Source organism: Sphingobium sp. TKS (assembly GCF_001563265.1).
Classification (GTDB): Bacteria; Pseudomonadota; Alphaproteobacteria; order Sphingomonadales; family Sphingomonadaceae; genus Sphingobium.
Map to the genome: position 1 here is coordinate 635,082 of NZ_CP005083.1, position 13,311 is coordinate 648,392.

13 protein-coding genes are annotated in these 13,311 nt (G+C 62.4%); 6 read left to right on the forward strand and 7 right to left on the reverse strand.

What is annotated here, in order from left to right:
* The first annotated feature begins 66 nt into the window (after nt 1-66).
* Genes K426_RS03285 through K426_RS03300 form a run of 4 tightly spaced genes read left to right on the forward strand, consistent with a single transcriptional unit; the run spans nt 67 to nt 6,048 of the window.
* A complete protein-coding gene (locus K426_RS03285; RefSeq protein WP_066561293.1) occupies nt 67-1,317 on the forward strand; it encodes a TolC family protein in 1,251 nt (416 codons plus the stop codon).
* Nucleotides 1,314-2,549, forward strand: coding sequence for an efflux RND transporter periplasmic adaptor subunit (locus tag K426_RS03290; protein ID WP_066553703.1), 1,236 nt, complete (start codon nt 1,314-1,316; stop codon nt 2,547-2,549). The genes K426_RS03285 and K426_RS03290 overlap by 4 nt, the downstream gene beginning before the upstream one ends.
* The gene (locus K426_RS03295; RefSeq protein WP_066553706.1) at nt 2,546-5,680 is read left to right on the forward strand and encodes an efflux RND transporter permease subunit; all 3,135 of its coding nucleotides are present in this window, start codon (nt 2,546-2,548) and stop codon (nt 5,678-5,680) included. Before K426_RS03290 ends, K426_RS03295 begins: the two co-directional genes overlap by 4 nt.
* Nucleotides 5,677-6,048, forward strand: a complete 372-nt coding sequence (locus K426_RS03300) for a copper-binding protein (protein WP_066553708.1) — start codon at nt 5,677-5,679, stop codon at nt 6,046-6,048. Before K426_RS03295 ends, K426_RS03300 begins: the two co-directional genes overlap by 4 nt.
* 223 nt (nt 6,049-6,271) lie before the next feature.
* Here the strand turns inward: K426_RS03300 and K426_RS03305 are convergent, their stop codons facing one another.
* The 7 genes from K426_RS03305 to K426_RS31995 form a co-directional block, all read right to left on the reverse strand.
* Nucleotides 6,272-6,487: a hypothetical protein gene (locus tag K426_RS03305; RefSeq protein ID WP_066553710.1), complete on the reverse strand. Its 216-nt coding sequence runs from the start codon at nt 6,485-6,487 to the stop codon at nt 6,272-6,274.
* 43 nt (nt 6,488-6,530) lie between these two features.
* The gene (zapE, locus tag K426_RS03310) at nt 6,531-7,667 is read right to left on the reverse strand and encodes a cell division protein ZapE (protein ID WP_066553714.1); all 1,137 of its coding nucleotides are present in this window, start codon (nt 7,665-7,667) and stop codon (nt 6,531-6,533) included.
* Between the two features lie 92 nt (nt 7,668-7,759).
* Complete coding sequence (locus K426_RS03315) at nt 7,760-7,957, reverse strand: hypothetical protein (protein WP_066553716.1); 198 nt, start codon at nt 7,955-7,957, stop codon at nt 7,760-7,762.
* A gap of 168 nt (nt 7,958-8,125) precedes the next feature.
* Nucleotides 8,126-8,578, reverse strand: a complete 453-nt coding sequence (locus tag K426_RS03320) for a GNAT family acetyltransferase (protein WP_066553718.1) — start codon at nt 8,576-8,578, stop codon at nt 8,126-8,128.
* Complete coding sequence (locus K426_RS03325; protein ID WP_237229920.1) at nt 8,575-8,988, reverse strand: DUF983 domain-containing protein; 414 nt, start codon at nt 8,986-8,988, stop codon at nt 8,575-8,577. The genes K426_RS03320 and K426_RS03325 overlap by 4 nt, the downstream gene beginning before the upstream one ends.
* A gap of 70 nt (nt 8,989-9,058) precedes the next feature.
* Nucleotides 9,059-10,657 (reverse strand): phosphoenolpyruvate carboxykinase, encoded by a 1,599-nt coding sequence (locus K426_RS03330; protein ID WP_066553723.1) that lies wholly within the window; start codon nt 10,655-10,657, stop codon nt 9,059-9,061.
* Between the two features lie 52 nt (nt 10,658-10,709).
* Nucleotides 10,710-10,889: a hypothetical protein gene (locus tag K426_RS31995; protein WP_162492909.1), complete on the reverse strand. Its 180-nt coding sequence runs from the start codon at nt 10,887-10,889 to the stop codon at nt 10,710-10,712.
* Nucleotides 10,890-11,242: 353 nt separating this feature from the next.
* Here K426_RS31995 and K426_RS03340 point away from each other — a divergent pair, with 353 nt between their 5' ends.
* Complete coding sequence (locus tag K426_RS03340) at nt 11,243-11,563, forward strand: helix-turn-helix domain-containing protein (protein ID WP_066553728.1); 321 nt, start codon at nt 11,243-11,245, stop codon at nt 11,561-11,563.
* A gap of 2 nt (nt 11,564-11,565) precedes the next feature.
* Nucleotides 11,566-13,236, forward strand: a complete 1,671-nt coding sequence (locus tag K426_RS03345; protein WP_066553731.1) for a SulP family inorganic anion transporter — start codon at nt 11,566-11,568, stop codon at nt 13,234-13,236.
* Nucleotides 13,237-13,311: the final 75 nt, after the last annotated feature.

Here is a 13,311-nt window from a genome sequence, read left to right on the forward strand (position 1 = left end):
GCGTGACGAACCCCCGGGTTCGCCGTGCGCCATCGCAAAGTTCAACCAGGGATGCTTCACATGAAGATGATTATTGCGCCCGCCACCGCGGTGGCGGCTCTCGCGACCCTATCGGTTGCGGTCGTTCCAAGCGCAGCTCTGGCCGAGCCGCTAACGTTCGGCGCCGCGCTCCAGCGTGCCTCAAACGAGGCGCCATCGCTCCGGGCGAGCGCCTCGGGTGTCGATGCCGCACGTTCTGCCGAGATTGCGTCAGGACGGCTACCGGACCCGACACTGTCCGTCGGCCTCGACAATTTCCCTATTTCGGGGCCGCCCGGCTTCAGCTTCACCCGCGAAAGCATGACGATGGCGCGCATCGGTGTAGAGCAGGCTTTTCCCAATCCGGCAAAACGCCGCGCTGAACGGACCCGCGCCCGAGCGGACATCGGCACCGCCGAAGCAGGCCTTGCGGTCGAGGCGCAGAATATCCGCCTCGAGACCGCGCTCGCCTGGGTCGATCTCTACTATGCCAAGCAGCGGCTCGCACAGTTGCAGGTTCTCGATCAAAGCCTCGGGGATCTCCAGGCAACCGTCTCCGCACGGCTGGCTTCTGGGTCTGCGCGGCCCAGCGCGGCGCTCGAACCCGTCCAGCTGCGCGCTGCCGTCAACGACCGTCGCAGCGAGCTTGCCGCCGATGTCACCAAGGCACAGGCGCGACTGGCGCGCTTTACCGGCGACCCTGAGGCCGATGTTGCGGGCGATCCGCCCGTTCTTGAGGTAGACCGCGCGCAGCTTGTGGCAGGACTTGCTTCACTTCCGAGCCTACAGGCGCTGGACGCGGGCGTCGGGGCTGCTGACGCGGAAACCGAACTGGCCCGCGCCGACAAGCGTCCCGATTGGCGTGTGAGCACCTCCTATGCCCGCCGCGACCCCGCTTATGGCGATATGGTGTCGGTCGGGGTCAGCTTCGATCTGCCGCTCTTTGCCAAGAGCAGACAGGATCCGAAAATCGCCGCACGCGCGAGCGAGGCAGAGCGGGCGCGGCTACTGCGCATTGCCGGGGAACGCGAACTCGTGGCCGCGCTCGATGGCGACCTGGCCGATCATGTCATGCACCATCAGCGGCTGATGAATGCGCGCAATACGCTAGTGCCGCTCGCGAAGCGGCGGGCTGAGCTAGATATGGCCAGCTATGCCGCAGGCAAGCTCGACCTTGGAAGTGCGCTGCTTTCGACGCTGGCACTGGCGGAAGCCGAGGTTGATGCGCTGTCGCGCGAGGCCGACGTCGCGCGCGACGCGATCCGGATCAATTTCACATACGGGGAGATGCGGCCATGAGCGTGGACGCGAGACAAGCCGTGCGCTGGGGCGCCGGAGTTTTGGCAATCGCACTGGTTGCAGGTGGCGGCGGCTATTGGATTGGTCAACGCGGCGGTCCTGCAAGCGACGATGGATCGACGGCAGCGGGACGCAAAGTCCTCTACTGGTACGATCCGATGGTGCCGGCCGAGCACTACGACAATCCCAACTCGCTCAGTTCGATGGGGATGAAGACCATCCCCAGGTACGCCAATGAACCGGAGGGGCCGAACGCCGCCCCTGGCATCACTATCGATCCCGCCGCCCGGCAGAACCTCGGGCTGCGCGTGGCTACGGCTGAAATCGGTGGCTTGCCCTCGACGTTTACTGCCACCGGCACAATCGACTTCAACCAGCGTAATGTGGCGGTCATCCAGGCGCGCACCGGCGGGTTCGTCACCCGCGTCTATGGACGTGCGCCCGGCGACGTGATCGGTGCGGGCGCGCCGATTGCCGATGTCCAATTGCCCGAATGGGGCGGCGCGCAAGCAGAGTTTCTCGCAGTCAGGCGGCTCAGCAAGCCGGAGCTTACAGCCGCTGCCCGCCAGCGCCTGCGGCTGATGGGCATGTCGGAGGGCCTGATCGCAGGGGTCGAGCGCAGTGGGCAGACCAATGGTACGGTGACGATCACCTCGCCGATTGCGGGCGTGATCCAGACACTCGATGCAAGGGCGGGCGTCACATTGGCGCAAGGCCAGACCCTGGCGCAGGTGACCGGCATCGGTACCGTCTGGCTCAACGCCGCCGTGCCCGAAGCGCAGGCAGGCATGGTCAAGGTCGGCCAGCGCGCAATGGCGAGGCTATCCGCCTTTCCGGATGAGAGCTTCACCGGGCGCGTGATCGCGATCCTGCCCACTGCGCAGGCCGACAGCCGCACGCTCACTGTCCGCATCGAGCTTGCCAATCGTGGCGGCCGCCTGAGGCCAGGCATGTTCAGCAACGTCATGCTGGGTGATGGCGGTGACCAAGCGCTGCTTGTGCCGAGCGAGGCGGTGATCCGTACCGGAGCGCGGACGCTCGTCATGCTGGCCCTGCCCGATGGCCGTTATCGACCGGCTGAAGTCCGCGCGGGCCGCGAAGGTGGCGGTAAAACGCAGATCATTGCGGGATTGGCTCCCGGTGAGAAGGTCGTCGCTTCCGGTCAGTTCCTGCTCGATTCCGAAGCGAGCTTGACGGGCATTCCGGCGCGCGCCCTGGAGAGCGGAGAATGATCGCGAGCATCATCCGCGCCTCGGTCAGAGCGCGTAATCTGGTACTTGCGGCCGCACTCGTATTGACTGTGATCGGCGTGGTCGCGGTGCGAACCACGCCGGTCGATGCGCTGCCTGACTTGTCCGACGTGCAGGTGATCATTCGCACGACTTATCCCGGTCAGGCGCCGCAGATCGTCGAAAACCAGGTCACCTATCCGATCACCTCGACGATGCTTTCGGTCCCCGGCGCACGGGTGGTGCGGGGTTATTCCTTTGTCGGCGACAGCTTCGTCTATGTGCTCTTCGACGATAACACTGATCTCTACTGGGCACGAAGCCGTGTGCTCGAATATCTGAGCCAGGTTCAAAGCCGACTGCCCGAAGGGGCGAAAGCCTCGCTCGGGCCCGATGCGACCGGCGTCGGATGGATCTACGAATATGCACTGGTCGACAAGACCGGCGGGCGCGACCTAGCCCAACTCCGTTCGCTACAGGACTGGTTCCTGCGTTTCGAGCTCAAGACCGTACCTGGCGTTGCCGAGGTTGCGAGCATCGGCGGTATGGTCAAGCAATATCAGGTGGTGGTCGATCCGCACAAGCTCGCGGCATACGGCGTAACAACCGGTCAAGTCGGCGAGGCCTTGAAGCGAGCCAACCAGGAAACCGGCGGCGCGAGCGTGGAGATGGCCGGCGCCGAATACACGGTGCGGGCCGGTGGTTATCTGAAGACGCTCGACGACTTCCGCGCCGTGCCGATCCGCACCTCGTCGGGGGGCATTCCGGTGACGCTCGGCGATGTCGCTGCGGTCCAGGTCGGTCCCGAGATGCGCCGCGGCATCGCCGAGCTGAATGGCGAAGGCGAAGTCGCGGGCGGGGTCATCGTTATGCGCCAGGGGCAGAACGCCCGCGCGGTGATCGAAGCGGTCAAAACGAAGCTCGACGAATTGAAGCGGAGCCTGCCGCCTGGCGTCGAGGTGGTCACCACCTACGATCGTTCGGGCCTGATTGACCGCGCGGTCGAAAATCTGAACCACAAGCTGGTCGAGGAATTCATCATCGTCGCGCTCGTCTGCGCGCTGTTTCTCTGGCACGCTCGCTCGGCGCTGGTGGCGATCCTCACCCTCCCGCTCGGCATCCTGATCGCCTTCATCGTCATGCGGTTGCAGGGGCTGAACGCCAATATCCTCTCGCTGGGTGGCATCGCCATCGCCATCGGCGCGATGGTCGATGCGGCGGTCGTGATGATCGAAAACGCCCACAAGTACCTTGAACGCTGGGGACATGAAAACCCCGGCAAGGAGCTGGAAGGCGCTAAACGATGGGGTATCATCACGGATGCTGCCGCAGAAGTCGGCCCGGCGCTCTTCCTCAGCCTCCTCATCATCACGTTTTCGTTCATCCCGATCTTCTCATTGCAAGGCCAGGAGGGCCGGTTGTTTGCGCCGCTCGCCTTCACCAAGACCTATGCCATGGCGGCAGCGGCATTGCTCTCGATTACGCTCATTCCGGTATTGATGGGTTTGCTGATCCGGGGCCGCATCCCGAGCGAGGAAGAAAACCCCGTCAACCGTTGGCTGGCGCGCATCTATCGTCCGGCAATCGAATGGGTTCTGAGGCGCCCCAAACAGACACTGCTGATCGCAGTCCTGATCTTTGCCACTACCCTGTGGCCAATGTCCCGGATCGGCGGCGAATTTCTGCCGCAGATGGACGAGGGCGATCTGCTCTACATGCCTTCGGCGCTACCTGGACTCTCGGCCGCCGAAGCCGGGAAGTTGCTCCAGCGGACCGACCGGCTGATCAAGAGCGTTCCCGAGGTCGAAAGCGTGTTCGGCAAGGCGGGACGGGCCGACAGCGCAACCGATCCGGCTCCGCTCGAAATGTTCGAGACGACGATCCGCTTCAAGCCGCGTGAGCAATGGCGCGTCGGCATGACGCCAGCCAAGCTGGTCGATGAGCTGGACGCGCGCGTCAAGGTGCCGGGCCTTGCCAATTTCTGGATCCCGCCGATCCGCAACCGCATCGATATGCTCGTGACCGGGATCAAGAGCCCGCTAGGCATCAAGGTGGCAGGTTCAAACCTTGCCGAGATCGACCGGACCGCGAAGCAGATCGAGCAGGTTGTGAAGACCGTCCCGGGTGTTGCGTCGGCGCTCGCTGAACGGCTGACAGGCGGTCGTTACATTGACGTCGATGTCGACCGTTCGGCAGCCGGGCGTTACGGCCTCAATGTCGCGGACGTGCAGGCGGTAGTCTCCGGCGCGATCGGCGGCGAGAACGTCGGCGAGACGGTCGAGGGGCTTGCACGTTATCCGATCAGTGTGAGGTACCCGCGCGAGCTGCGAGACAGTCCCGACAAACTCGCCAATCTGCCCGTGCTGACGCCGTCGGGCCAACAGATTACCTTGGGCACCGTAGCCTCGATAAGGATCAGCGACGGCCCGCCGATGCTCAGAAGCGAAAACGGTCGCCCTGTAACCTGGATCTATGTCGATGGACGCGGCCGCGACATGCAAACGCTGGTCAGCGAGATCAGCCAGGCGATCGCCAGCAAAGTCGAACTCCCGCCCGGCGTCAGTGTCTCCTACACCGGCCAATACGAGTTTCTGGTCCGTGCCAGGGAACGCATGAAGCTGGTCATTCCGGTGACACTCGCGGTCATATTCGCCCTGCTCTACCTGACTTTCCGACGGTGGGACGAGTCGCTGCTGATCATGGGCACATTGCCCTTCGCAATGACCGGCGGGCTGTGGCTACTCTATTGGCTTGGCTACAATCAGTCGGTGGCAAGCGCGGTCGGCTTTATTGCTCTTGCCGGCGTCGCCGCCGAGTTCGGCGTGGTGATGCTGATCTACCTCAAGCAGGCGCTCCAGGCACGTGACGACGGCGATGTCATCGCTGCCGTGCGCGAAGGCGCTTTGCTACGCGTGCGGCCCAAGGCGATGACCGTTGCCGTGATCCTTGCGGGCCTGCTGCCGGTGCTGGTCGGAAGCGGTGCGGGCTCGGAAGTCATGAGCCGCATCGCAGCGCCCATGATCGGGGGCATGCTGACCGCACCGCTGCTCTCGATGCTCGTGATTCCGGCGGCTTATCTGCTGATGCGCCGGCGACCCAGATCCCCTGTTCAACCCGAAGGAGAGGTGAAGTGAACAAGACCCTGATGATGGCGTCCAGCCTAGCGCTGATGGCCTCGCTCGCCGCCTGCAACAAGCAAGAGGATGCACCGAAGCACGCTGAGAGCAGCGCCGCATCCGGCCCCATGGCGAACATGCCCATGGCCGGTCAGATGATGCACGGTATGGCGGCCGGCACGGTCACCGCTATCGATCCCGCTGAGGGTACGATCACGCTCGATCATGGCGCCATGAGCAATCTCGGCTGGCCCGCCATGACGATGGGCTTCACAGCCAAGCCCGAACAGCTTTCCGGTATCAAAGTTGGCGACAAGGTGGACTTCGAAATTGACTGGGACGGCAAGGCCGGAGCGATCACGAAGATCGCGAAGTCCGGCTCGTAACGGTCAGCTTCGCCCTGAACCCAGACTCGACAAGCCGTGCCGAGGTCGTCACGCCGTCGCAACATGCTCGCCCAGTTCGTTGCCGAACGTGCGCCTGAATCTTTGCGCGGATCAGTCTTTGGCAAATTCACCTTGCGACCGGGATTGCGGGTGGCAGCTTTGCCGGCTTGGCAGTCTTGATGATTGTGTTCCGACGAATAGTGTCGAGGTCTTAAGCGGCGATTCAGCGACCGAGACGTCGTTCGAACAACTGCGCCTTCTCGTACATCTCTTTCCACGCGGCAGCAGCGCGCAAGGAGCGCTCCCGGACGCGCGGCAGCGAGGCTTCCTTGGCCTCTTCCAGGCATGTGTTGAGCCGATTCAGGTAGAAGTCACTGTTGCGGGATGTCGGCTTGAGAAGTGGTTTTTGAGTCACGGCTTGCACCTTTTTGTTCTGCACGATCCTGCTCGTGAGTGGGTGGACGGCAATATTTGCCGTGGAGCTACGCCGCGACCGTTTCTTCCCCGACGCCGTGGCCCCGGGCGAGGTAGTCGTGCGACCCCATCTCGTTGAGACGGGAAACGGTCCGCTCGAACTCGAATGCATCTTCCGTGGCGCAGTAGAGCGTGTCAGGATCGCGATCGGCGGAGGCGAGGAGCTTGACGCCATTCTCGTACAGCGTGTCGATCAAGGTCTTGAACCGAGCCGCTTCGGACTTCCGGTTAGCGTCAAGCACCGGGATGCCGACCAGCATGACCGTGTGATACCGGTGCGCCAAAGCCATGTAGTCGGGAATGCCTCGCGGCTCCCCGCACAGCCGCTTGAATGAAAAGACTGCGACGCCCTTGAGCGATTTGGGCACGAACAGTTCCCGCCCGCCCCTGATCGCAACGGTCTCGGACGGAACGTGTTCGCGGTCTTCGACCGGAAAATCGGTTAACCGGAAGAACGCTCGGCTTAGAGCATCCGTCGCAGCCGCGCCATTGGGCACATGCCAGGTCTGAAAGCCGCCTAGGCGCTGCATGCGATAGTCGGTTGGCCCATCGAGGCTGAGGACATCGAGCCGGTCTTTGAGCAGTGCGATGAATGGCAGGAAATGCTCGCGATTGAGGCCGTTCTTGTAGAGATCTTGGGGTGGCCGGTTGGAGGTTGCGACCACGGTTACGCCATGGCCGATGATCCGGGTGAACAGCCGGGACAGGATCATGGCGTCAGCCGAGTTGGTGACGATCATCTCGTCGAACGCGATCAGCCGGGCTTCCGCAGCGATGGCATCCGCGACTGGCAGGATCGGATCGCCGGTCTCCTTCGCGCGCTCAACGCGCAGCCGATCATGCACCTCCTGCATGAACTCATGGAAGTGGACCCTCCGCTTGTCGGCGATATCGACGCAATCGAAGAACAGATCCATCAGCATCGACTTGCCGCGCCCGACGCCGCCCCAGAGGTAGACACCCCGAACAGGATCGGGTTTGCGTTTGGTGAGACGGGCAAGCAGTCCGGGCCGCTGCGCTTGTGCTTCCAGTTCGGCAATCGCCTTACCAAAGCGGTGCGCAACCAGACGCTGCGCGTCGTCAGGGCGCAACTGGCCGGTTGAAATGGCGTCTTCGTAACGCGCGATGACTTTGCTCTGTGGCAAGGCCGATTACTCCGTGAATTGAACGAGGCTGAAATCAGAATATGCTGGCCGCCCGGGTTTCCCGGGTCGACCGGAGCGACCCTCGGGCTGGGCTACTTGGCCCGAAGCGTGATCTTCAGCTTTGCGCCGGCGCCGTAAATGCTGGGCGTGTGAATGACGCTGGAGACGGAATAGGCTTTGCCTTCGATTTCGACATTGTCGCCGGGTATCGGTGCGAAACCAAAATGCATGTTCTTGAACTTGGGGCCGACTTCATTGCTGTCGGCGAGAAAGACGTTTGCATCGACCATTGGCTGTATCCTGAATTGCGCCAGCAAGAGCTGGCCTGAAATCAAAATTGCGCCTGACGCCAACGGTGACCCAGATGCTCGATCGGAGCAGCCCTGAGCCGGCCTGGAACCATCAGGCAAAAGCACCGGGCAATGAACGATGCCCGGTGCATCTGGCTTGTTGGCAAGTCAGGGTGCTTCGGACTGCTGCTCGCGGTGGCACTTTGAAGTGACGCGGCGATAGAAGAAGCGGAAGCTGTCTTCGTCGTATCCGATTGCCTCGTAGAAGCAGGCGGCTGCCTCGTTTTCGGTGCGTAGCATGAGCTGGACTTTAGGCGCACCGAACTGGCCGAGCCACTCTTCGCAGTGCCAGACGAGTTTACGCCCGATACCCCAGAGCCGGAAATCGTCGTCCACGCCAAGGTAATAGATCCACCCGCGATGGCCGTCCCACCCGCACATTGCCGTTCCGATCAGACGCCCGGCGGCAAAGGAAGCGACGATGGTGGAGGATGGGCCGTCCATTGCCCTCCGGGCATCTGCCTCGGGATCGTTCCAGGGGCGGGTCAATCCGCACGCTTCCCACAGCCTTACGGCCTCGCCGATTTCGGTCGCGGCAAGCGGGCGGAATTCTATCGTCATGATTCGGCTTCGTTCTGGGCCATTTCCGGGCGCTCCTTGCGGAACCCGTGCATACCGAACCACCACTGCAAGGCGATGATGGCGCCCTTGGCGGGCTGCAGCAGTCCGATCATGAGAACCACGGCCAGCGGCAGGATTATTGCGATGAGCGCCGTGATCGAAAGGTCAGAACTACGGGTCAGACCAATGATCAGCGGTGCCATGAGATGCCCGGTCACGAAGATCGAGACATAGGCTGGAAAGTCATCGGCCTGTTGATGCGTCCAGTCCTGCGCGCACTGTTTGCAATGCGGGATCGGTTTGAGAAAGCGCATGAACAGGCACACTTCGCCGCAGCGCGGGCATCGCCCAATCAAGCCGCGCAACATCGCCGCCCAGCCCGAGGCGGGGAGGACGATATTGCCGGTCACCGATCCTGAATCATGGGCGGGCATGGACTTTGGTTTTTCCAGAAATCTATCAAAGGGAGACAACATAAGGTCAGGCATCAAACATCCCGGGAGGGGCGGCCGAGCGGATGCTTTCGTCGACATGCGCGACAAACTGCGTGAAGTTGCGCCGGAAGCGGTCGGCAAGGCCGCGTGCCGCCTGATCGTAGTCATGCCCGTCGGCCCAGGTCGCGCGCGGATCGAGGATCTGCGTGTCGACACCATCGACTTCAACCGGAACTTCGAAACCGAAATTGGGATCGGTGCGGAACTGTGCCTGCTTGAGCTTGCCTGACAGAGCGGCATTAAGCAGCGCACGGGTCACCTTGATCGGCATGCGCGAACCAGTGCCGTACTGGCCGCCGGTCCACCCGGTATTGACCAGCCAGCAATCGACGCCACCGTTGGCGATGCGTCTGCGTAGCAGATTGCCATAAATGCTGGGATGGCGGGGCATGAAGGGCGCCCCGAAGCAGGTCGAGAAAGTCGCTTCGGGTTCGGTGACGCCAAGCTCGGTGCCCGCAACCTTGGCTGTGTAACCCGACAGGAAATGGTACATCGCCTGCTCGGGTGTGAGCTTCGCAATCGGCGGCAGGACGCCAAAGGCGTCGGCCGTCAGCATGATGAGGTTCTTCGGCACCGGCCCCATGTTCTCGGAACTGGCGTTGGGGATGAAGTGGATCGGGTAGGCGCCGCGGCTGTTCTCGGCGAGCGAGGCGTCGTCGAGGTCGAGCGCGCGCGTCTCGGGATGCATCACCACGTTTTCAAGGATCGTGCCGAAGCGCTGCGTCGTGGCATGGATTTCCGGCTCGGCCTCAGCGGAGAGTCGGATCATCTTGGCGTAGCAACCGCCTTCGAAGTTGAACACGGCGGTGTCCGACCAGCCATGCTCATCGTCCCCGATCAATGTGCGCGAGGCATCCGCCGAAAGAGTGGTCTTGCCGGTGCCCGACAATCCGAAGAAAATCGCTGTGTCGCCATCGGGGCCGATGTTGGCCGAACAATGCATCGGCATGACGCCTTGCTGCGGCAAGACAAAGTTGAGGACGGTGAATACCGCCTTCTTCATCTCGCCGGCATAGCCGGTGCCGCCAATCAGGATCAGGCGTTGCATGAAATCGATGGCGATCACGGTCTCGGAGCGGCAATCATGCCGCTCGGGATCCGCACGAAAGCTGGGCAGGTCGATGATCGTGTAGTCGGCGCTGAATTGCTGGAGTTCGTCGGCGGAAGGGCGCACGAGCATGGTGCGGACAAAACTCGAATGCCAGGCAAGCTCAGTAACGATGCGAACGCCGACACGGTGTTCAGCCTGCGATCCGCCAAACAGGTCCTGGACGAATACGTCGTCGAGCGTGGCAAGGTGCTTGAGGAAGTCCGCGTGGAGGTGCTCGAACGCCTCGCCGTTCATGGGCTTGTTCGCAGTGCCCCACCAGACATCGTCCTTGGTAAGCACGTCCCGGACGATAAACTTGTCCTGCGCCGAACGACCGGTGTGCTCACCGGTCTCCACCACCAGCGCACCATGTTCCGACATGCGGCCTTCGCCGCGGCGCAGCGCCAGTTCCACAAGTTGCGGCGTGTCGAGGTTTTCATGAAGCCGACCGCCGGCCTTGATGGCGGTCTTCGGGTATGTGGGCGTCAGGGTCATGGGATCAAAAGCCTCTTTCAGGGTCTCGTGAGGAGGTTTTGGGCGCTGCGCTTCACAGGTCGGTCGCGAACGTTTGCGAGCGATAGCGAAGCGACAGCTTGGGGCGATGGTTGCGAGTCTTGCCGGGCGGTTCTCCCGTGGGGGCATTGCCATTGGGATCGGCAGTCGGACTTTGCCGGTCCACCGCGGCCTTCACCCTGCCCAAGGCCGGGTGTTGCAGGTCGTCAGCCATACATGCTCCGGTATCGAGCGCTGTTCCCTTCCGGAGTTCCCGTCCGTTGCCCTGGTCGATGACGCACGCGATTTCTGACACGAGGCCTGTTGCCCCGATTGGATTCAGTTCAGCCTCGCCGAGCGAGCCGTTCGCGTGGTGAAACGTCACCACAAGCTGGAAGTCGCTGGGGTCGCGAGGGATCCGCCGGAGATGGGCGTTAACGCCGCTGACCGGCGAACACATTGCGCCCGCGCTACCAGTGAGGACCTCCTCCCCAGGAGCTAATTCGATGGATGGCATTAGGCATATATACAATACCATCTTAAATTGTTAAGACTGATATTTGATGTATAAAACATCACGGAGCACATATGATCACGTCGCAGCAAATGCGGGCAGCGCGCGCCCTTCTCGGCCTGGACCAGCGTCAGCTGGCAGAACTGGCCGGGCTCTCCCTGCCGACCATCCAACGCATGGAGTCATCGGATGGTCAGGTGCGCGGCGTTGTCGATACCTTGGTCAAGGTCATCACTGCCCTTGAGGGGGCAGGTATCGAATTGCTCGGTGAGAACGCGCCGAGCTCCGGTGTCGGGCGGGGGGTACGGTTGTGCGAATCGACTGCCGGCAAGGCTCGCGGCCGAGTTCAGTCAATTCTCTATGACAAGGCGGAAGGCCAAGAGGCTGAGCGGTGACGATGAAGACCTACACGCCCAAACTGATCACGGTCCTGCGCGAAGGCTACTCGGCAAGCACGTTCAGAGGCGATGCCATTGCCGGGCTCACGGTTGCCATTGTCGCGCTGCCCCTTGCCATGGCGCTTGGCATCGCCAGCGGCGCTTCACCTGACAAGGGGCTGGTCACCGCCGTCATCGCTGGCTTCCTGATTTCGGCCCTGGGCGGCTCACGCGTTCAGGTGGGCGGACCGACCGGCGCGTTCGTCGTCGTGATCTTCAATGTCATCGCCAAGCACGGCTATGACGGTCTGCTCGTGGCGACGCTGCTGGCCGGGCTTATTCTCATCGCTGCCGGTGTGTTTCGCTTCGGGCAGATGATCAAGTTCATCCCGCACCCCGTCGTAACCGGCTTTACCGCGGGCATCGCCGTCATCATCGCCTCGAGCCAGGTGAAGGACTTTCTCGGTCTTTCCATCGCCAAGGTTCCCGCCGAATTCGTTCCCAAATGGCAGGCCTATTTCGCCGCCATGTCGAGCACCAACTGGGCCACACTGGGTGTGGGCGCGGGCGCACTTGCCATCATCATCGTGCTTCGCAAATTCGCGCCGAAATTGCCAGGCTTCCTGATCGCGGTGGTGGTCAGTGCGGTAGCCGTGGCGTTGCTCAAGTTGCCCGTCGATACCATCGGCTCACGCTTCCCCAACATTCCGGCGGGATTGCCAATGCCGTCCTTCCCCGAAATTTCCCTCGCCAAGATCAATGCGGTTCTGCCTTCGGCCTTCACCATCGCCTTTCTAGCCGGGATCGAAGCGTTGCTCTCGGCAGTTGTGGCAGATGGTATGACCGGAACCCGGCATCGCTCCAACCAGGAACTGATCGGCCAGGGCATCGCCAATATCGGGTCCGCTCTGTTCGGCGGACTACCCGCAACAGGAGCGATCGCGCGCACGGCGACCAACATTCGTTCGGGCGCAAAGACACCCGTTGCCGGCATTCTGCACGCCGTGTTCCTGCTGCTCTTCGTTCTCTTTGCAACCGACCTCATGGCCTTTGTGCCGATGGCAGCACTCGCCGCGATCCTGTTCATGGTTGCTTGGGGGATGAGCGAGTACGAGCGCTTCATCACTTTGCTGCGCATGCCCAACAGTGACCGCGCGGTTCTGCTTTTGACCTTTGGCCTCACGGTGCTGGTCGATCTGACCGTCGCGATCGGCGTCGGCGTTACGCTCGCGTCGCTGCTGTTCATGGCGCGCATGGCCGAAGCGGTTGAAGTCGATTCCAGCGGGAGGCAGGACACCGATCTTGACTCCGAGGATGTTCACCAGCGTGACACCCTGCCCAAAGGCGTCGAAGTATTTCGTATCACCGGCCCATTCTTCTTCGGCGTGGCCGGTGAACTGCTTGATACCCTTCGCCGTGTCGGCCAGTCGCCCAAGGTCATCATCCTGCGCATGCGGCTCGTGCCACTCCTGGATGCCAGCGGCGTGCAGGCGCTCGAGGAGTTCATCGAGCAAGCCCACATCACCGGTGCAAAAGTCGTTCTCTCCGGTGTGCAAGCGCAGCCGCAATCGATGCTCGAACGGGTCCATCTCGGCGCGAGCTCCGGCAAGGTCTTCTATGCCGCCGATTTCGCCAATGCCCAGTCTCTGGCGCTCGGATTGCTCGAAAGTCCCAAGCCGCTGCTGCACTGACAGGCGCCGCCAGCCTCACTGGGGTGGGCGGCGCTTCCCCCTGTTCGCTCCCCATGGGGTGCCTGTCTTCGAAAG